14 protein-coding genes are annotated in these 18,443 nt (G+C 69.6%); 4 read left to right on the top strand and 10 right to left on the bottom strand.

Annotated features, from left to right (window positions below):
• Positions 1-83: 83 nt before the first annotated feature.
• The 6 genes from IPG61_17945 to IPG61_17970 form a co-directional block, all read right to left on the bottom strand.
• Positions 84-752 carry a hypothetical protein gene (locus IPG61_17945; protein ID MBK6735914.1) on the bottom strand — a complete coding sequence of 223 codons (669 nt, stop codon included), beginning with the start codon at positions 750-752 and terminating at the stop codon, positions 84-86.
• Between the two features lie 262 nt (positions 753-1,014).
• The gene (locus IPG61_17950; GenBank protein MBK6735915.1) at positions 1,015-3,840 is read right to left on the bottom strand and encodes a cytochrome c3 family protein; all 2,826 of its coding nucleotides are present in this window, start codon (positions 3,838-3,840) and stop codon (positions 1,015-1,017) included.
• A 250-nt stretch (positions 3,841-4,090) separates the two neighbouring features.
• Positions 4,091-4,930: an rRNA pseudouridine synthase gene (locus IPG61_17955; GenBank protein ID MBK6735916.1), complete on the bottom strand. Its 840-nt coding sequence runs from the start codon at positions 4,928-4,930 to the stop codon at positions 4,091-4,093.
• A 37-nt stretch (positions 4,931-4,967) separates the two neighbouring features.
• The gene (locus tag IPG61_17960; protein ID MBK6735917.1) at positions 4,968-5,603 is read right to left on the bottom strand and encodes a cyclase family protein; all 636 of its coding nucleotides are present in this window, start codon (positions 5,601-5,603) and stop codon (positions 4,968-4,970) included.
• A gap of 45 nt (positions 5,604-5,648) precedes the next feature.
• Entirely contained in the window at positions 5,649-5,945 is a 297-nt protein-coding gene (locus IPG61_17965) for a DUF503 domain-containing protein (GenBank protein MBK6735918.1), read from the bottom strand.
• 138 nt (positions 5,946-6,083) lie between these two features.
• Positions 6,084-7,856, bottom strand: coding sequence for a hypothetical protein (locus IPG61_17970; GenBank protein ID MBK6735919.1), 1,773 nt, complete (start codon positions 7,854-7,856; stop codon positions 6,084-6,086).
• Positions 7,857-8,043: 187 nt separating this feature from the next.
• On the opposite strand from IPG61_17970, the gene IPG61_17975 reads away from it, so the two are divergent.
• The 3 genes from IPG61_17975 to IPG61_17985 all read left to right on the top strand — a co-directional run bounded on the left by IPG61_17975 (position 8,044) and on the right by IPG61_17985 (position 11,600).
• Entirely contained in the window at positions 8,044-9,573 is a 1,530-nt protein-coding gene (locus IPG61_17975) for a transglycosylase SLT domain-containing protein (protein MBK6735920.1), read from the top strand.
• A 74-nt stretch (positions 9,574-9,647) separates the two neighbouring features.
• On the top strand, positions 9,648-10,838 hold the full coding sequence (locus tag IPG61_17980; GenBank protein ID MBK6735921.1) for a hypothetical protein: 1,191 nt from the start codon (positions 9,648-9,650) through the stop codon (positions 10,836-10,838).
• 6 nt (positions 10,839-10,844) lie between these two features.
• Positions 10,845-11,600 carry a sulfite exporter TauE/SafE family protein gene (locus IPG61_17985; protein ID MBK6735922.1) on the top strand — a complete coding sequence of 252 codons (756 nt, stop codon included), beginning with the start codon at positions 10,845-10,847 and terminating at the stop codon, positions 11,598-11,600.
• 17 nt (positions 11,601-11,617) lie between these two features.
• Here IPG61_17985 and IPG61_17990 read toward each other — a convergent pair whose 3' ends face one another.
• The 4 genes from IPG61_17990 to IPG61_18005 all read right to left on the bottom strand — a co-directional run bounded on the left by IPG61_17990 (position 11,618) and on the right by IPG61_18005 (position 16,306).
• On the bottom strand, positions 11,618-13,753 hold the full coding sequence (locus IPG61_17990) for a DUF4388 domain-containing protein (GenBank protein ID MBK6735923.1): 2,136 nt from the start codon (positions 13,751-13,753) through the stop codon (positions 11,618-11,620).
• Position 13,754: 1 nt separating this feature from the next.
• The gene (locus IPG61_17995) at positions 13,755-14,840 is read right to left on the bottom strand and encodes a type IV pilus twitching motility protein PilT (GenBank protein MBK6735924.1); all 1,086 of its coding nucleotides are present in this window, start codon (positions 14,838-14,840) and stop codon (positions 13,755-13,757) included.
• Positions 14,841-15,054: 214 nt separating this feature from the next.
• Entirely contained in the window at positions 15,055-15,714 is a 660-nt protein-coding gene (locus tag IPG61_18000) for a hypothetical protein (GenBank protein MBK6735925.1), read from the bottom strand.
• 34 nt (positions 15,715-15,748) lie between these two features.
• Positions 15,749-16,306, bottom strand: a complete 558-nt coding sequence (locus tag IPG61_18005) for a DUF1684 domain-containing protein (GenBank protein MBK6735926.1) — start codon at positions 16,304-16,306, stop codon at positions 15,749-15,751.
• Positions 16,307-16,564: 258 nt separating this feature from the next.
• Here IPG61_18005 and IPG61_18010 point away from each other — a divergent pair, with 258 nt between their 5' ends.
• Positions 16,565-18,439 carry a hypothetical protein gene (locus IPG61_18010; GenBank protein MBK6735927.1) on the top strand — a complete coding sequence of 625 codons (1,875 nt, stop codon included), beginning with the start codon at positions 16,565-16,567 and terminating at the stop codon, positions 18,437-18,439.
• Positions 18,440-18,443 lie beyond the last annotated feature (4 nt).

Below are 18,443 nucleotides of genomic sequence, written 5' to 3' on the forward strand. Positions count from 1 at the left end.
CGACGATCCGGCGCGATGCTACGCCCACGCCGGTATTGCGTCAATCGCGCCCTTACCCGGCACGGAACCCGATTATTCAAAAGTCACCGCACGTCGACGTAGGCCTGGAACCCGAGATCACCGGTCACGACCTCGCTCCACTCCGCAGTGAATGCGCGATTACGGCGGAAGGCACTGCCCCGGCTATAGTTCATCGTCATCTCGACACTGTAGACGAAGCCGAGCGTGTCGGACGTGCTCACGGTGAAGCAGTACTCGCGGCCCGGCGCCAGTTCCAGGCCGATGGCGCTGACGTCGAAGGCGGCCCAGGTTGCGGGATCACTGGCCACCACCCCGACGAACGCGCTGGCCGGCAGGCTGACGGCTCCCAGCACCAGACCGTCATCCGGTTCGGGCCTGATACCGTTCTGGAGCATGCGCAGCTGCAGTTCGACGGGCTCGGTGGCACCGTCAAGGTTGCGGATCGGCAACCGCAGTTGCGACAACACCCCTGTGTACCGCGCGGTGATCATCTGTCCCGTCTGGAAGTCGTCGAAGGCGCCGGCCGGATCCGCCGAGCCGTCGAGGTTGCGGCAGCGACCGAAGCCAAGCCCCCACAACGCGCCGTTGTAGAGACTCTCGGAGTCCAGCGTCAGCCCCGCGGCCGGCTCGAGCGGCGCCGCGTCATCGTCCCCACACCCGCTCAGCCCGAGCGACAGCACCAACGCCAGAACACATCCCACTACAATCGATACGCTCTTGAACGTCTTCATGTGCACGCATTCCGTTCCTGCCCCTAGCCGTGCCCCACCTGACGATACCCCCACACGCCCCGCCCCTGCAAGCCCTCTCCCATTCCCCACCGCTGCACTTCCGGAACCCACGCGCCGCGCCCCCGAACCCGGTGCCGCGCCTCCGAAACCCATGCGCCGCGCGTCCTGGAGTTCGCAAAGAACGCCGGCGAGCAATCCGCAGGGCCGAAGGCCCGAGGACAGCTCGCCGGCGTTCTTTGCGAACTCCAGGACGAAGACAGGCCTAGCGGTACCCGAACACCACCGCCCAGATGATCAGCACCACCAGCCCGAGCCCGATCGTCAGCGCCACGAACCCGAAGGTCTTGAGCGCCTTGACGAAGCCCTCGGGCAGCGGCTCGACCATGTGCTCCTCGAGGCGACCCTCGCGCACGAGCTGCTCGTATTCGCGCGGGCGATCCTCCTTGAACTCCTCCAGCGTCATGCGGCCGGTGAAGATCACGGGGTCCATCGGGAACCGGTCCGGACGGAAGTGCGTGTTGAAGAAGTGGATCGTGAAGATGAAGCCGGTGGCCAGCAACGCCTCGTCCGAGTGGATGATCTGGGCGACGTTGATGAACCAGCCCGGCAGCACCCGCGTGAACGCCTCGGGGAACCACAGGACCAGGCCGCTGAAGCCGATCATGGCCACGCCCCAGAACACGGCGAAGTAGTCGAACTTCTCCCAATAGGTCCAGCGGCCGTAATCCGGACGCGGGCCCTTGCCCAGGAACCACTTCAGGGTGCCGACGAACTCCTGTCCGTCGCGCTTGCCCAGCATCATGCCTTCGGGGCCGAACACGAACTCGATCCAGCTCTTGCCCGACTGCTTGCGGCGGCAGTACAGGTCGTAGATGTGGCGCGAGAAGTAGAAGAACGTCAGGATGGCGCCCATGCGGTGCAGCGTGCCGGCCGACTGGAAGCCGCCCAGCGCCTTGGCCAGCGTCTGCGCCCACGGCAGGTACGAGAACTTGAGCGTCATGCCGGTCACGGCCAGCGTCAAGAAGCTGACGATGACCATGATGTGCAACATCCGGTTCAGGCGGTTGAAGCGCCGGAACTGCTTCTGGCCCTTGGCCTGCTTGCGCAGCTGGCGACTGTGGCGCAGGGCCTGGAAGCTCCGCGGGAGCCACAGAAGCGTGTGCACACCGAAGACGCTGAACGTGCCCACCAGCAGCGTGGTCATGAACAGCCACGTGTAATGCACGATCGGGTACTTGGTCTTGTCGTGGTGCGTGGCGTGCGTCAGGTAGCCGGCGAACTGGCGATGCGCACCCTTGTGGCACTGCGCGCAGGTGCCCACGATGTTGTCGCGCGACAGCGTCGAGGCCGGGTTGTCCGGCTTCAGGATGTTGTGCTGGCCGTGGCAATCCGAGCAGCTCGCGGTCTCGGTGTAGCCCAGGGCGAACACCTTGCCGTGGTACGTCTCGAAATAGCTCTCCGTGACGTGCTCGTGGCAGCTGCCGCACTGGCCCACGATCTGGAGCTTGAAGCCCTCGGCGTCGGTGCGGGCGATCTCGTGCGAGGTGTGGCAGTCGTTGCACATCGGCAACTTGTGCCCGTCCTTCTCCTCGCCCGTGAAGTGGATGCTCGTGCGGAACGTGCGGTCGACGCCCTCGTGGCACTTGCCGCAGGTCACATCCACCTTCGAGCGATGCACCGAAGACGCCGGATCGGCGCTGGGCATGATCGCGTGCGTGGTGTGGCAGTCGACGCAGGTCGCGGTGACCACGAGGCCGCTCTTGCTCAGGGCGCGGCCGTGGATGCTCTCCTTGTAGTTGGCCACCATGCTGTGCTGCGTGCCCTGGTAGCGCTTGTCGGCGACGCCGCCCTCGTCGTGGCACTGCCCGCACAGGTCCGGGATGTTGCGCACGAACGTCTTCGATTCGGGATTCGTGTTCGGCAGTGTGCCGTGCGAGCCGTGGCACACCTTGCAGTCGGGAATATCCTTGTCTCCCTGGCTGCCCAGCTTGCCGTGGATGCTGGACTTGTAGGTCTCCACCACTTCGGCGTGGCAGATGGCGCAATCCACGCGGTCCGGCACCGTGTCGCACGGCCGCGCGTGGCTCGGCGAAGCACCGGTGTGGCACTGGATGCAGGCCTTCTTGGCGTGCACCGAACCGGCCAGCTTGCCGTGGTCGACGAACATCGACTTGCCGGCGTTGGCCGGCGTGGCGCCGACCAGATCCTGCCGCCCATGGCACTTCAGGCACTCGGTGTCGGCCATGCCCTCGTTGTAGTAGACACGCCGGATCTCGTGCGGCTCGTGGCACTCGATGCAGGCCGGCACCTTGTCCGGTTCGCTTTCCCAGAGCCGCCCCGCGATGACCTTCTCGTGCACCTTCTCGATCATGCCGTGGCACGTCTGGCACGTGCCCGCGATGTTGTCGCGGTGGATGGAGCTCTTCGGGTCATTGTGGTTGCGGACATTGTGTGCGGTGTGGCAGTCCGAACAGACGGCCGACTGCGTCAGTCCCCGTTTGTAGAGCCCTTCGCCGTGGATCGAGAACGAGTAGTGGGCGAGGATGCTGTCCTGCGAAACCTCGGCGTACGCGCGGATCGCTTCGCCTTCCTTGTGGCAGCGTCCGCACATGATCGGGATGTTGAAGCGGTTGACCGTCGAGGCGGGATCCGAGGGCGGCATGATCTCGTGCGACCCGTGGCAGGTCCAGCAGCGCGGGGCGATGGGCACACCCTGCTTCACACCCACACCGTGCAGGCTGCCGGCATACACCGCAGCGATATCGTCGTGGCAGGTGCCGCAATCGACATCGGGCAGTTCCTCGGTGTGGGGCCAGTCCTCGACCCCGGCCAGCGACTGGTGGCAGTCCACGCAGCCGACGCCCTCGCGCCCGTGCACGGAACGGTTGAATTTCGCGAGATCGACGTACAGCGACTTGACCTGACCGCGCTCGTTTTTGGTGAGGCTGCGGTCGTCGTGGCACATCTGGCAGGTATCGGCGTCCTGGGCCAGGGCCGGCACGGCTCCGGCGATCAGGACCAACACCACCGCGATCAGGCTGCCGCTCCGCCACCGGGCCGGGCGACGCAGTCCACGCGGGAAGCTCATGGGGCACTCTCCCTCAAGGTAAAGTGGCGCGCTGCAACGGTGACAATGTTGGACGGATGCAGGTGGAGATCAAGCGATAATCGCCTTATTGAAAACGACTTGCGCGATCGATTAAGGGAGGAAAGCAGGCAGGGAAGATGACTGAATTCGTCATCATTCATTAAGGCGAAGACGGTCAATAAGTTTCGAAATCTAAATCCCTGATTTCAACCATGATATCGAGTGCCGGAGATCGGCGAGGCCTGTCCGCTCAGCGCCCCCGCGCCAGACGACGGCGCACGCCCGCAGAGGTGGCGCGGTTGCGTGCTGCCGAACCCGGTGTCGGAACCGGGAACGAGGCCACCTCGGCCGCCGTCAGCGGTCGCAGGCCGCCGGGCGCCAGGTCGCCCAGTCTCACGCCGCCGAGGCGCACGCGACGCACCATCAGCACCTTGTGCCGCAACGTCGAGAGCATGCGGCGCATCTGCCTGGCCTGGCCCCCGCGCAGCGTGATGCTGAGCATCGTGCGGCCGCTCTCGCGGGCCTGCACGCTCACGGCCACGGGTCGGAACGTGCCCAGGCCCGGCAGTACGATTCCGGCGTCGATCACGGTCAGCTGCATGTCGCTGACCTCGCCCTCGACCTGGACCAGGAATTCGTGCTCGCAGTCCTCAGGTCCGGTCACGCGCGTGATCCATGCACCGTCGTTCGAGACCAGGAGCAGGCCCGAGGTGCGTGCATCCAGCCTTCCGGCGGTGCGCAGCCCGATCACGTCGGCCGGCAGGAAGTCGGCGACAAGGCGACGACCCGGGCCGTCCTGTTCGCGGCAGACCACGCGCAGCGGCTTGTGGAATGCGTAGTACGCCAGCGTGACCTTGATGAGCGGCTGGTTGTCGAGGAACACCTCGGCATCGGCCTCGATCATGCGCAGGGGGTCCTTGACCACATCGAGGCCCACGCGCACGCGTCCGGCGGCGACCATCTCGTCGGCCCAGCGCCGCGTGCCGTAGCCGGCCTTCATCAAGGCGCGCGACAGACCCATGGGCCGGCCCGGCGCCCAGCGACTCGCTTCGGAGTCACCGGCAGGGGGCTTGGGTCGGGGCTTGGTCATGGACGCCTACTCCGCTTCCGCTGCCCGAAGGCGCGCGCTATCGATCGAACAGGGCCACCGCCCGCACGGGCGAGGCTTCGGTCGCGGCCAGCTTCAGGGGCAGGGCCAGCACGCTGAATCCGCGCGTCGGCAGTTCCCCGAGGTTAGCCAGGTTCTCCAGGTTCACCATGCCGGCCGCTGCACACAGGTCATGCGCGCGCCGACCGTTGAAACCGTCAAGGCTGGGCGTGTCCAGGCCGACGCCCTTAAATCCGCACGACGCCAGTCGCCCGGCCAGTTCGCCCGAAAGCCACGGCCAGTCTTCATAGTAACGGGGTTGCCCCCAGTACCGGGACCACCCCGTGTCGAACAGCACGAACCCGATGCCTTCGAGATCGATGCCGTCAAGCAGCGACGCCGGCAACGGCCCGGGGCCGACGCCCGGTACCGGCCGCACCACGACCGCCGGTCCGGCGAAACGCTCGAGCGGCAGGTCGTCCACGCCGCCGGCGCCTGCCAGGAAGTGGCGCGGCGCGTCGACATGGGTGCCGATGTGGCACCCGAACTCCACCCGGCTCGACTCGCACGGCGATGTGCCGTGCTCGCTGTGCCGCACCACGCGCAACGGCTGGTCGTCACCGGGCCACTGCGGCATGCCGCTGACGATCGCATGACTCAGGTCGACCAGGCGCACGTCGCCTCCGTTCTCCGTACCCGCACGCGGCAACGCGTCCGGCATTCATCCCGAAGGAAACGTCTCGACGGTCACGCCCCGACGCAGGTCGGCAACCTCGAACGGGGAATCGTAGACGAGGCGCTCGGCTTCATCCAGTTGCGCGTCCACCTGGTCGGGATCGCCGCTCGTGACGGCGATGGCGACGAAGGCCCGCTGCGCGAGGTCCGCCGGACCCACGCGGGCCACGGCGAAATCCCGGTTGCGCAAACGCTGGACCAGCGCGCGCAAAGGCGCCCGCAGGTCCTTCAGCGATCGCGACTCGCCCAGGACAAGATCCGCTACCAGTGTGCCGGTGTAGATCCGCACATCGTCCACGGGCGACCTCCCCGCGCGGCGCCCGCTCGGCAAAGGGACAAGGCCAAGGGGACAAGGCCAAGGGCACAAGGCTAAGTCATGACCGCTGTCCGGACAACCGCCGGATTGGCCGACCGCCCATCTTCAGCGCACCAGGGTCAGTTTCCGGCTCTGCCAGCCGCCACCCAGCCCCAGGCGGGCAACATACACGCCGGCCGGGGCCGGCCGCCCGTCCGCGGAGCGCCCGTCCCAATGGAAACGGTGGCTTCCGGGCCCCAGGGAACCGGTCCACAGGCGCCGAACGCGCCGTCCGGCCGCATCCACGATCTCGAGCGTAACATCCGCCCGCGCCGACATCTCGCAGGTCAACCAGGTCCCCGGATTGCTCGGGTTGGGCTGCGCTCCGGCCAGGCTGCCGGCGGGCGGCTTCGGCGGCCCCGGCACGGTATCCACCGCCACGGTCCATGGCCGGGCTTCACCGGCCCGGGACGGGTTGCCGACCAGGACGCCGACCGAGCGCAATGACGACGCCGGCGTCCGCAACACGACCCGCGCATCGTTGTGCCGGTCCAGTCCCACGGTTTCCAGGTAGCCGCCGCCGTCGTGCGTCTGCACGTAGAGGCCGAGCGCCATGGGGCCGCTGCCATTGGTGTCATCGCCGTCGAAATCGAGGGCCAACAGGCGGTCGCCGAGTGCCTCGAAGCCGGACAACAGGACCGGCGCCGTCGCCAGGTGCTCGACCTTCCCCGCTGTCGACGACGGATACAGGGCCAGGACCGCCACCGGTTCACTGGTGGGAAAATCCGCGGCATCGGGATAGCCCACGCCGGTGATGGCGCGCGTGCCCGTGGCGAAGTTCCAGCCCATGAACTGCGCCCAGCCGGCAGCCAGCGATGCGCCGCGCGGCTCGAGCACGGCATCCCACGACGCCAGCGGGGCCTCGTCGCGCGCCGTGACCCGCCTCTCCCAGTAGTCACGGATGAGCGCGTCACCCCAGCGCTCGTTGAGCCAGATCTGGAAGACGGAATCGTCGTAGGTGCCGGTCCCGGTCGGGCCGTGGTCGAGGGACAGTTGGGGACGGCGGACCGGGCTGTCACCCAGCAGGTAGTGGTGGTAGTCGTTCACCTGGCTGCAGGTGCGCTCCTCGGCCCAGGTCGCGTCGAGTTCGGTCCACCCGCCCTCGCTCCAGCGGCTGCCCGCGTACTGGCTGACATGGCGCAGCTCGTGCGCGCACGTCACCTTCATGGAGCCGGCGGCGTTGCCCTCGGGGTCGTCGTTGGGCGGAAAGCGGCCGAAAGAGTTGTGAAGCACCATGCGCGTCGCTCCGGCCTGCGGATCGACCGCCACGGTATAGCCGTAGAAGTGCATCCGCCGGAAGGAGACGTCCACGGGCGCGCGGCCGGGCGGGGTCCGCAAGCCCACGACCTCGGACGAAACCGTCCAGGCATCCTCCAGGTACTCCGCCACATGCGCCACGAAATCAGGGATGCCGTCCGCGGGGTCGAAGTCAGCCAGGGGTACGGCATTGTCGCCGTCGCGCAACCACGCCAGGCGGAAGTGGCCGCTGGCGCTGGTCAGCGTGTCGCCGAGGGAATCGAATGCCAGCCACTGGTCGATGAGCGACACCGTTGCCGGTGAAAGCTCATCGCGTTGCGCGAGGTAGTCGATGATCAGGGGTGTGCCGCAGCGCCCGGTGGATGGGTCGTCACCGGCAACGGCGGCGTCACCGGGAGCATGCGCCGCATCGCCGGCAAGCCCGAACGCCTCCAGAAGGCGGCGCTCGCCGGCGCTCGCCACGGCGAACTCCGGCCCGGTGACCGACGTTCGCCCGGCTTCGGCCGTCGCCTGGGACCAGGCTGGCGCCAACGCACCGCACAGGACGGCGAGTCCCAATGGCCTGATGCGAACCAGCCACATCTGAAGAGGGTTCTCCCCGGAGTATCGCCACAAGTCTGCGGGTCCGTTGTCGTTCCGGCTATTTGATATTATCAGGCGCAGGTGGGTGCACGGCCACCTATTTCCCGGACTGGCGCCATTCCAGGGACCCGAGCCACCCTTGCCGAAGCCCGTTGCCAGCGGCCCCCGGTTGCCCTAGGATGAACGCATGCTCCCATCACGACACGACTTCCCGCGCCGCAGTCGCGTGGCCCTGATCGCGATCCTCTGGCTGGCCGCCGGCTGCCGGGATCGCGCGCCGGCGCCGTACGCCGAGCTGGCCCCGCCCGCCCCCGCCGTTCCCCACGCCAAGGTCGAGCGCGACCTGCGCGACCTGCGGGCCGATGGCGCGCTGCGCGTCCTGTTCCGCTACGACTCCAGCAACTACTTCCTGCACAAGGGCGGGCAGGCCGGCTTCGAGTACGAACTGATAGAACTCTTCGCCCGCGAGCGCGGCCTGTCCGTGGCCGCCGTGGTGACCGAACCCGGCGCCGACATCGTCTCTCTTCTCAACGAAGGCGTCGGCGACATCGCCTGCGGCAGCCTGATCGCCGAACCCGAGCACGAGCAGTGGGTCGCCGTCACGCGCCCGACCAACTTTGCCCGCAAGGTCCTGGTACTGCCGGCCGACGACGTGCGCGCCGATGCGCCGGCGGCCCTTGGCGGCCTGACGGTGACCCTGCCGGCGCACGACCCGTTCCGCCGCGAGCTGCAGAAGATGTCGGACGCCGGCGGCTGGGGCCTGGGCTTCGGGGTCTCGCCAGCCAGGCTCGACGCCGAGGACCTGGTCGCCGAGGTGGCCCGCGGACGACTGGACGCCGCGGTGGTCGACGACCTCGTGGCGCAGGCGGCGCTTACCTATCGCGACGATGTGCGCGTCAGCCTGGCGCTCGGCGAACGCAGGCCGACGGTGTGGTTCGTGCGGCAGAACAGCCCCGAACTCCGTGCCGCCCTGAACGCGTTCCTGCGCAGCCACCTGAATGTCGATGCCGACGGACGCGAGCGTCGCAGCGACCTCTACGCCACGTTGCACGAACGCTATTTCGAGGACCCCCGCTCGATCCGCCGGTTCCGCGACGCCGAGTTGCGCCCGGACCTGGGCGGGGCCATCAGCCAGTACGACGACCTGATCCGCGCACGCGCGGCGGCCTTCGGCATGGACTGGCACGTGGTGGCCGCGCTCATCTACCAGGAGTCGCGCTTCGAGCCCGAAGCACTCAGCATCGCCGGCGCCATGGGCCTCATGCAGGTGTTGCCTTCGGTCGCCGGCGCGCAGGCGGACAGCCTGCATGACCCGCGCGCCAACCTGACGGCCGGCGTGCGCCTGCTGCGCACCATCTATGATGGCTACGCATACTGCGACTCTCTGGACCGCTGGTGCTTCACGCTGGCCGAGTATCACGCCGGCCCCACGCGCATCACCGACGCCCGGCGCATCGCCATGGAACAACGTCGCGACCCGAACCGCTGGGAAGGCTCGGTCTCGGTGACGCTGCCCAAGCTGGCCGACTCGGTCTGGGCCGGGAAGATCGTCTCGGCGCCGTATGCCGGCGGCCGCACAGTCCGCTACGTGAACCAGGTGCTCAACCGGGCCCGTCTCTACGCACAGGTGGTGCCCCTCGACGGCGCCGCCCCCGACTCCGGCAGCGCCCAGCCGACCCTGGCCACGGCGCTCACCAGGCCGACGGACTTCCCGTAGGAGACCGCTTGCCATCCACAGCAGCCAGGGCCCGGCCCGCCGCAGGCACGGCCCGATCGCGGTGGCGCCGGGCCATGCCGGTCGTCACGGCGTGCGCACTGGCCGGCCTGCTTGCCGCGACGGCAGCGCCTGCCGCGGCAACACCGGCGCGCAGCCTGGCCCTCGCGGTCGGCGACTACCTCGAGGATGACGCAGCGTATTTCCGCTGGCCCGGCTCGGCGCGCGACCACGCCGGTCGCCTCTGGCTCGACAGCGGCCGTATCGACCCTGAAGACGGCTGGACGACCTACGGCGACCTGCCGCGCACCGGCCCTTCCGCCGGGCTGGCCTGGGTCCCGGCCGAGGGCACCAGTCCGTGGACCGCGGCCTTCGCCATCCACGCGCGCGCCGCCGACAGCGACCACGTGGGCCTGCACCGCGACGGACCGGGCGCCTCGTTCAGCTGGCTGGCCGGGCGTACGCTGGGCCCGGTCGACCTGGCGTTGACCTGGCGCAGCGCCTACGGCGGCTGGTCGTCCGACGCCGATGCGCGCGACGAATTCGAGCATCACCGCGACGACATCGGCCTGGGCGCGCGCTTCGACCTCTCGCCGCGCGCCTACCTGGACGTGGCCGGCGATATGCGCCGGCAGCGCAACCGCATGCAGGCGCCGGGCGACCCGGCGGCGTGGGACACGGGCGCCCTGGCCTCGAACCGCTCATGGAGTGCGCGGGCGCGGGCATTCATCGCGATCGGCGACGTGTCCGTCCTGTCGATTGCGGGAGAGCGCCTGCGGGAGGACTTCAGCGGTCCGGTCATCGGCGAGACCTGGCTTCCGGAATCGGCGTTCGACCACGACAACCGTTTCTGGCGGCTCGGCGCCGCGTGGTCGTGGCAGCCGGATCCCGATCGCCTGCTTGCGGTGACGGGCGAATACTCACGGGCCACCGGCCGTCGCAGCCTGCGGGCCGGCGCACCGCTCGACGAGGCCTGGGATCACGTACGGGCGGTCGCACTCCGCCTCGCCGGCGAACAGCGCCTGAACTGGTGGCTGAGCCTGCGGGCCTCTCTCGCCATGACCACGACGAGCGGGTACGTACGGGGGGCAACGGACGATGGCAGCACCACGTACCTGGACGCAGCCGGCGGCATCGCGCTTCACCTGGGCGCCTGGGGCGCGGACCTGACCGCCGGCGGCGCGCCGCTCGACGGCCCGTGGCGCTGGCTCCTGGCGGACCCGGGCGCCGACCCCTGGCTGCACGCCACCATCCATCACGACTTCTGAGGCGCGATGACCTTGCCCACGACGATCTTCACCGACCCGATGCAGTTCGCGCTGACCTGCGTCATCCTCGTCGTGGCGCAGGTCATCTACGTGCTGTTCGGGTTCGGCTCGGGGCTGACGGCAGTTGGCTCACTGGCGCTGCTGTTCCCCGAGATCAAGGACGTCGTCGTCCTGCTGCTCCTGGTGAACCTGCCCGCCGAGGTGCTGGTGGCCTGGAGCGCCCGCCACCGCCTGCATTGGCGGCCGTTGCTGGGCATCAGTGCCGGTGTCGTGGTCGGCATCCCCATCGGCGCGCGATTGCTCAGCCGCGGCGACCCGACCGTGGTGTTGACCGTGCTCGGCTGGTTCCTCATCGCCGTGGGCCTGGTCTTCCTGCGCCTGCCCGCAGGCGGTCGCGTGCAGCCGCCCGCCTGGGCCGGCCCGCCCACCGGCCTGGTCTCGGGCGTGCTCACCGGCCTGTTCGGCACCGGCGGCCCGCCCGTCATCATCTGGTATCATCTCAGCGCCGCCGACAAGACGGTCTTCCGCGGCCACCTGATGACGATCTTCCTGCTGATGACGATCGTACGCGTGCCCAGCTACATGGCTACGGGCCTGGTGACCGCGCCGCGGTTGTGGTCATCGCTGGCGGTGCTTCCGGCGGTGCTGCTCGGCGCCTGGATCGGTCATCGCCTGCACGTGCGCATCTCCGACCGCCTGTTCCAGGCCCTGGTCTGCGTGCTGCTGGTGCTGCTGGGGGCCATGCTGCTGATCCGCCACTGAAGCGCGGCGTTGTCGGGCTAGATGCGGCTCTCGTCGAGCAGGCGACAGCCTTCCATGAGGATCGATTCGAGCGGCAGCCCGATGTTGGGCTCGGGGAATTCGCCCGCGGGCTCGACGGCAAAGCGTCCGTTGTCCTCCCAGGCGATGACGCGGTAGACCGCTTCGCCGCCGCGCAGTGAACCGCACGCGGCGTGCACGAGCTGTCCACGATCAAGGTAGACCACGGCCTGCTCGCCGCCGGGACCGGCCAGCTCGATGCGCACCGACTTCAGGCTCTGGCTCAGCGTCTGCATCAGGTCGGTGAAGGCGAAGGCAGTGAACGTCGCCTGGAAGCTGCCGGGGCGCGCAGGTGCAACAGGTTCACCGGCACCGGCACCGGCACCGGCACGCAGCGCCTTGCGCAGGCGCGCGGCGACCAGGTCCACATCGCGGGGCAGCGCGAAGACGTCGTCGAATCCGGCGTCGAACAGGTTCAGCACCTGTGCCGGGTCCGCGTGCGTGGTCACGGCATAGACCAGCAGGCGCGGGCCGGCCGTGAGTCGTTCACGCGCACGCAGGATGTCCTGCGGGAAGCTGGCATCGTGGACGAACACGGCTGCCGGCGCCTGCCGTTCGCACAGGGCAGCGGCCTCGTCGAAAGAAGCGGCCGTCAGTGTGCGGTAGCCGAGGTGGCCCAGCCGCGTCGACAGCTGCCGCAGCGCGCGATCGGAGCGCCCGACCACCAGCACCTGGTGGCCGGCCGTGGCCAGCAGGTCTTCCTCGCTGCGCTCGATGAGCGCCAGGTACTGCTCGATCACTTCGGACCGCGCCAGGTGCCCGCTCTTGGCGCGCAGCGCGGCCTTGAGGTTCACCGCGCGGTTCCCGGAGGCGCCGGCCGACCCGCCGGCCCGCTGGTGGTGATGCCAGGTCAGGGCCAGCACCTGCCCGGCCAGCGCCGTCTCGGCGTCCTGCCGGCCGAACTCGTCCAGGTTCACGCGTTCGCTCAACAGCTGCCGCATCGCCGCCAGCGCGGATTCCACGCGCCAGGGGAAGCCCACCGCGGCGGCATTCTCGAGCGTGCGCGACCAGTCCACACCGGTGCCGTCGTCGGCCAGCAGTGCATCGACGTTCGCCGCCGGCGGCGCCGCCGGCGCCACCAGCAGCACCGCAGCCTCGAGCCCGTCGACAGCCAGCCGTTCCAGGCCCAGCGCCGCCGCGAGGGAGCGCACGTCGCGCCGCAGCAGGTCGTAGGCGGGCGGCGCACCCTGCGCCTCGCCCAGGCCCTCGGCCACGAGCCGCAGCGCGCGCAGCAGGCTCTGTTGCATCGCCGCATACGGCGCCACGGCGCCGAGCAACGCGCCGCTCACCGACTCCAACCGCGTCACCGGTACGCGCACGTGCGCGACCTGGCCCTGCGCACGCCAGTGGCGCCACGCGTCGGCCATGTCGTCGGCAACCAGGATGTGATCGATGCCCCCGCGCCCGAGCGCCGCTGCAGCCTCGGCGCCGTCGGCGGTGGCGATGAGCTCGCGGCCCTCGCGCTCGAACAGCGGCGCCAGGAAGCTGCGCAGGAAGGCGCGCTCGGTGACCAGCAGCGTACGTGGTGCCGCCTCCGGGTCCGCGGCCGCAACCGCCTCCTGGCCGCGCGCCTTCGGATCGTTCGGGTCGGCCCGGCCCTCGAACAGTTCCGGCAGCTCGATCAGCCGCCGCGGTCCCAGCAACCCGCCGTCGTCCAGGCCCAGGCCGCCGAGCATCTTCTCGAACGTCACTTCCGCGATCACGCATAGCGCCACTTCGCGGCACCGCAGCAACCGCTTCACTTCGCCCACGGCCGCGGTGTCGCGCGGGTCTACGGCCGCCAGCGACAGCACGCCGCTCTCCTCGTCGAGCGCGAGCGGCAGCACGAGGTGCCGTCGCGCGAATCCCTCGGGCAGGCGCTCCAGCAGTTCGGCCGACGGCTTGTCCCTGCCAGCCTCGAAGACCGGCACCTGGAACTGCACGGACAACGCCTGCGCCAGCTGCTGTTCGGTCACGTGGCCGGCATAGACGAGATGCGTACCCAGTCGCCCGCCCAGGCCCTGCTGCTTCCGCAGGGCTTCGGACACCTGGGCCGCCGTCGCGAAGCCGAGACGGATCAGGATCTGGTCGAGGCGTTCCGGGCGTGAAGTGGCCATGTCAGCTGTGCACCGGGGTTGGGCGCGTCTCGTTGCGGGCGCGCTGGGCCAGGGCTGCGGGCTCGGCGGCGTAACGCACCGCTTCGTCGGCGGTGATGGTGCCGTCGGCGATCATCTGCCCCAGGTGCTGGTCCAGCAGCTGCATGCCCTCCTTGCGCGCGGTGGTCATGGCGTTGTTGATCAGGTGGCTCTTCTGCTCGCGGATCAGGTTGCGGATGGCCGGGTTGCCGACCAGGATCTCCATTGCCGCCACGCGGCCCTTCTTGTCGGCGCGGCGCACCAGCTGCTGCGAGCACACGCCCACCAACACCTCCGAGAGCATGTGCCGGATCTGCGTCTGCTGGTTGCCCGGAAACGGATCGACGATGCGGCTGATGGTCTGCGACGCCGACCGCGTGTGCAGCGTGCCCAGCACGAGCTGTCCCACCTCGCTGGCCGTGAGCGCCAGCGAGATCGTTTCGAGGTCGCGCATCTCGCCGACCAGGATCACGTTCGGATCCTCGCGCAGCGAGGCCCGCAGCGCCGAGGCGAATGTCTCGCAATGCTCGCCCACCTGCCGCTGGTTGATCAGGCAGTTCTTGTTCGGATGAATGAACTCCAGCGGGTCTTCCAGCGTGATGATGTGCCCGTGCAGCGTCTCGTTCAGGTGGTTGACCATCGCCGCCAGCGTGGTCGACTTGCCCGAGTTGGTGGGCCCCGTCACGAGGATGAGCCCCGACCGCGACGTCAGCATGTTCTTCATCACCTGCGGCATGCCCAGCTGCTCGAGCGTCGGGACCTCGTTGGGGATGATGCGGAAGGCGGCCGCCAGCCCCGGGTACTTCTTGTAGGCGTTGATGCGGAAACGGGCGACGCCCGGCAGCGTGTAGGCCAGGTCCAGGTCGCCGTGCTCTTCCAGCTGCGCGATCTGGGTCTCCGACAGCAGTTCGTAGATGGTGATCCGGAGCTCTTCCTCGGACAACGGACGATGCTCGCCGCGCTGCAGCACGCCGTTGATGCGCAGCATCGGCTCACAGCCGGCACTCAAGTGCAGGTCCGAGACGCTGTACTCCTGCATGATCTTGAGGAAGGCGTCGATACGGGGCATGACCGTCCCTGTCGTCGGGTCCGTCGGGCGTTGGCGCGGACTTCCGGGGACGGCACAGCAAGTTCCGTGCCGATCAAAAATGCCAGAACTGCTTGCAGCATAACCCGATACCATCGATACCCGGGTTCCAAAAAGGCCCCGGGCGGCCGCTTTCGCGCCCGCCCGGGCAGATTCGGCCGGTGCCCGGCCAGGACCGTTCCGCTGCCCCCCGGCGCTAGAAAGCCACCCGGGCGGCCAGCTGCCACAGCGAGATGTGGGCCCCGGCGACGGGTTCGGAAACGCCCGGCAACGGGTCCTCGGCCTTCGCCGCGGCCGGGGCGCCGGGGTCCACGACCAGCTGCCCGGTCAGGCCGCGACTGTAGCGCAGGTCCAGATGCAGCGGTCCCACACCCTGCGTGAGGCCGAAATGGGCGGCGAAATCGACGTCCTTGTAGCCCCACTCGGTGGAGGGCTCGCCCGGGAAGTCGGACCACGACTCGGCCAGCTTGAGCGCCACCGAAAGGCCCGCGTACGGGCGCGGCATCGCCGGCGGCAGCACCGCCAGTTCGAGCAGCGCCACAGGCTGCACCACATGAAGGGTCACCTCGGCATCGGCCTCGGTGAATCCCGTCAGCGGATCGGCGAACCAGGTCGGCTGCGACCCGCGCTTCTGCACATACTCCAGCCCGTAGACGAGATCGAGCGTTGCCGGCGCCAGCGGCGTGCGCGAACCGAGCCCGACGACCGGGCCGCCGCGATCGTCGTGCAGTCCCACATCGGCCAGCGCCCAGCCGGCGAACACCTCGACAGCCGTGGCGGCCGGCGCAACGGCCAGCAACCACACCGCAGCCGCCAGCACTGCCGGCACCAGCGGACACTTCGTGCTTCGGCTCATCGGAATCCTTTCACCGCGCTGCAGCCACGGGCGGTCAGTGCGCACCCGCGAACAGTTTTTCGCCCGCCTCCACCGCGAAGTCGAGCGTGTTGTCGCGCGGCGGCAGCGTGCAGTTGAAGGCCTCGGCGTTGTAGTCGCACAGCGGGTTGTAGGCGTAGTTGAAGTCGACTTCGACCAGGCCGTCGGCATCGACCTTCAGGTCCAGGTAGCGACCGCCGCCGTAGGTGTCCTTGCCGGTCGTGGCGTCGAAGAAAGGCAGCCACAGGTAGTCGCCCGAGGCCGTGTCGGCAGGCCCGAACACGCCGAGGCGGTGCACCTTGCCGGCATGCGTGAAAGCGACCGAACCCTTGCGCACGTACTGCACCTGTTCGCCCTTGCGCTTGGTGAGCGTCACGGTGTCGGTCTTGGGTTCGGCCACCAGCGGCACGCGGAAGCGCAGCTCCGGCTTCGGGAAGTAGTAGTTGAGGCCCTCGAACGTCGGCAGCTTGTCCGCCGGCAGCGGCGTGCGCGCCGGGTCGGCGAACTCCTCGTTCTTGTCGATGCGCATCTCGACCAGGGCGATCTCCCAGGCTTCGTGCGCCGCGGTGTCCATGACGAGGGCCCCGGGCGCATCGGCCTGCGAACCGCAACCGGTCAGCGGGAAGGAAGACACGGCGAGCATCACCGTCAGGATGAATACGGGCAGCGGACGTCCGGAGGGCATCGGCATTCCTCGATGGATGGGGGTACGGGTCCAAGATGTCCAGTTCCCAGAGGAGGGCTCCAGCCATGATAGCATCAACGGGTTCGGGTTTCAAAACCCGACGCCAGCGGTTACCATGCGCGGCGAACCGCCCCGACCGGAGCCGCCGTGACCAGCGACCAGATTCCCGCAAATCCCGATCCCGGGCCCGCTCCCGCGGGGAACCCGACGCCAGCCACGGCGCCGGCTGCGAGTCGTGCCTGGCGCGACCGCGCCGGTCTGTGGCCTGCCCTGGCCGCTGCCCTGGCAGCCATTCTGGGGCACCTGCCCGTGCTGGGCGCCTGGTGGTGCCGCGACGACTGGGGACTGCTGGCGCGCGCCGCCGGACTGCTCGAAAGCGCTCCCGGGTTCCCCGCCCGCTGGCTGAGCCAGCACGCGTACTGGCAGGCCACGTGGCCGCTGTTCGGCCTGGAGCCGGCGCCGCACGCAGTCATCCGCCTGGCGCTGCACGCCGCCGCGTCGCTGCTGGTGGTGCGACTGGGCCGTCGCGGCGGGCTGGCCCCGACTGCCGCCGCCGTCGCCGGCTTCCTCTTTGCCGCCTCGCCGCTGGCCTTCACGCCACTCTACTGGGCCGCCGGCATCCAGGAACTGCTGGCCGCCACCCTGGCGCTGCTGGCGGTCGATCGCTGGCTCGCCGCACGCGAGGGCGGTCGTCGCGAGATCGCGGTCGCGACACTGGCGGCCGTCGGATCCCTGCTCGCCAAGGAAGCCGGGCTCGGACTCGGCCTGTTGCTCGGCGCATTCCTGGCGGCGGGGGCCGGGCCGCGCCGCACCGAACGCCCGTCGGCGATCGTGGCGCTGGCGGTGATGCTGGCGGCAGCCGGCGGGGCCGCGGTGCTGGCCTGGCGGCATTTCGACAGCAGCGTGGGCGCGCCGTACGAGACGGGCTCTGTCGGCGGCGCCCTGCTGAACCTCGCGTTCGCGGCGCGCTGGCTGGCCCTGCCCGGCCCGCTGGTCGACGCGACACCGTCGTGGGCAGCGGTCGCGCTCGGCGGCGCCCTGCTCGCGGCCTGGGCCGTGTGGGGAGTCATCGCCTGGCGGCGCGGACGGCGCCTGGTCCTGGCGTCCCTGGCCGGTTCGCTGCTGGCGCTGGCACCGGTGCTGCCGCTCAAGCACCACCTGGCGCCCTACATGGCCTACCTGGCCGTTGCCGGCTGGGCGCTGTTGCTGGCCACCCTGCTGCCGCAGCGCCTGCCCCGCCCCCGCGCCGCCATCGTGGCGGGCCTGGTCGCCTGCATCGCCTGGGGTCTGTTCACCACGCGCACCGTGCTCACGCGTCGCAATGAACTGGGGCTTCCCGCCGATGACATCGTGCGCGCCACCAGCCTGTCGTGGGAAGCGCGCAGCGTCCTGCGCGGCGTGGACGGCATGGGCGGCGGCCAAGCTGTGCGGCAGGTCGCCCTGCTGCAGGTGCCGGCCGGGCCGGGCGCGCTGGAACACGCGCAGCGCTACGGCGAACGCTGGGCCGGCCGCACCGACCTGCACGAAGCGCTGGGCGGCGACCTGGGCCCGCGGCTGATGGTGCCCGCCGGCGTGCAGGTGCGCTGGCTCAACGGACTGGTCACTGCGCCCGACAGCGCGCTGGTGCTCGTCGAGACCGGCACCGGCCTGCGCCCGTGGGGACGCACCGGCCAGGCAGCGCTCTATGCCGCCCTGACCGACGTGGGCCTCGGCAATTTCGAGCGCGCACGCGCGCATATCCTGCGCGCCGCCGGCCTGGGCGGCCGCGCGATGGGCTTCGCCTGCGACGAAGGCCTGCTGCCGATCCCGCTGGCGCTCGTGATGCAGCAGAACGAACCGTTCATCGACTGGACGGTGGGCCTGCTGGCGACCGGTTCATCGAGGATCGAGGTCGGCGGCATCCAGGACATCTACTTCAACCTGCTCTGCGCCTGCACGGGGCGCAGCGTGGAGGAACTGACCCGGGGCAGCCGCGTGCTGCTGCCGGGCGATCCGCCCGCGGCCGACGCGCCGCGGGACTGAGGGG

The organism is bacterium (assembly GCA_016703265.1).
Classification (GTDB): Bacteria; Krumholzibacteriota; Krumholzibacteriia; order LZORAL124-64-63; family LZORAL124-64-63; genus CAINDZ01.

Coding starts and splice junctions, on each gene's coding strand:
- IPG61_17950 (MBK6735915.1), bottom strand. CDS start 3,840: ATGAGCTTCCCGCGTGGACTGCGTCGCCCGGCCCGGTGGCGGAGCGGC.
- IPG61_17990 (MBK6735923.1), bottom strand. CDS start 13,753: ATGGCCACTTCACGCCCGGAACGCCTCGACCAGATCCTGATCCGTCTC.
- IPG61_17995 (MBK6735924.1), bottom strand. CDS start 14,840: ATGCCCCGTATCGACGCCTTCCTCAAGATCATGCAGGAGTACAGCGTC.
- IPG61_18000 (MBK6735925.1), bottom strand. CDS start 15,714: ATGAGCCGAAGCACGAAGTGTCCGCTGGTGCCGGCAGTGCTGGCGGCT.
- IPG61_17975 (MBK6735920.1), top strand. CDS start 8,044: ATGCTCCCATCACGACACGACTTCCCGCGCCGCAGTCGCGTGGCCCTG.
- IPG61_18005 (MBK6735926.1), bottom strand. CDS start 16,306: ATGGACACCGCGGCGCACGAAGCCTGGGAGATCGCCCTGGTCGAGATG.
- IPG61_17970 (MBK6735919.1), bottom strand. CDS start 7,856: ATGTGGCTGGTTCGCATCAGGCCATTGGGACTCGCCGTCCTGTGCGGT.
- IPG61_17980 (MBK6735921.1), top strand. CDS start 9,648: ATGCCGGTCGTCACGGCGTGCGCACTGGCCGGCCTGCTTGCCGCGACG.
- IPG61_17985 (MBK6735922.1), top strand. CDS start 10,845: ATGACCTTGCCCACGACGATCTTCACCGACCCGATGCAGTTCGCGCTG.
- IPG61_17945 (MBK6735914.1), bottom strand. CDS start 752: ATGAAGACGTTCAAGAGCGTATCGATTGTAGTGGGATGTGTTCTGGCG.
- IPG61_17955 (MBK6735916.1), bottom strand. CDS start 4,930: ATGACCAAGCCCCGACCCAAGCCCCCTGCCGGTGACTCCGAAGCGAGT.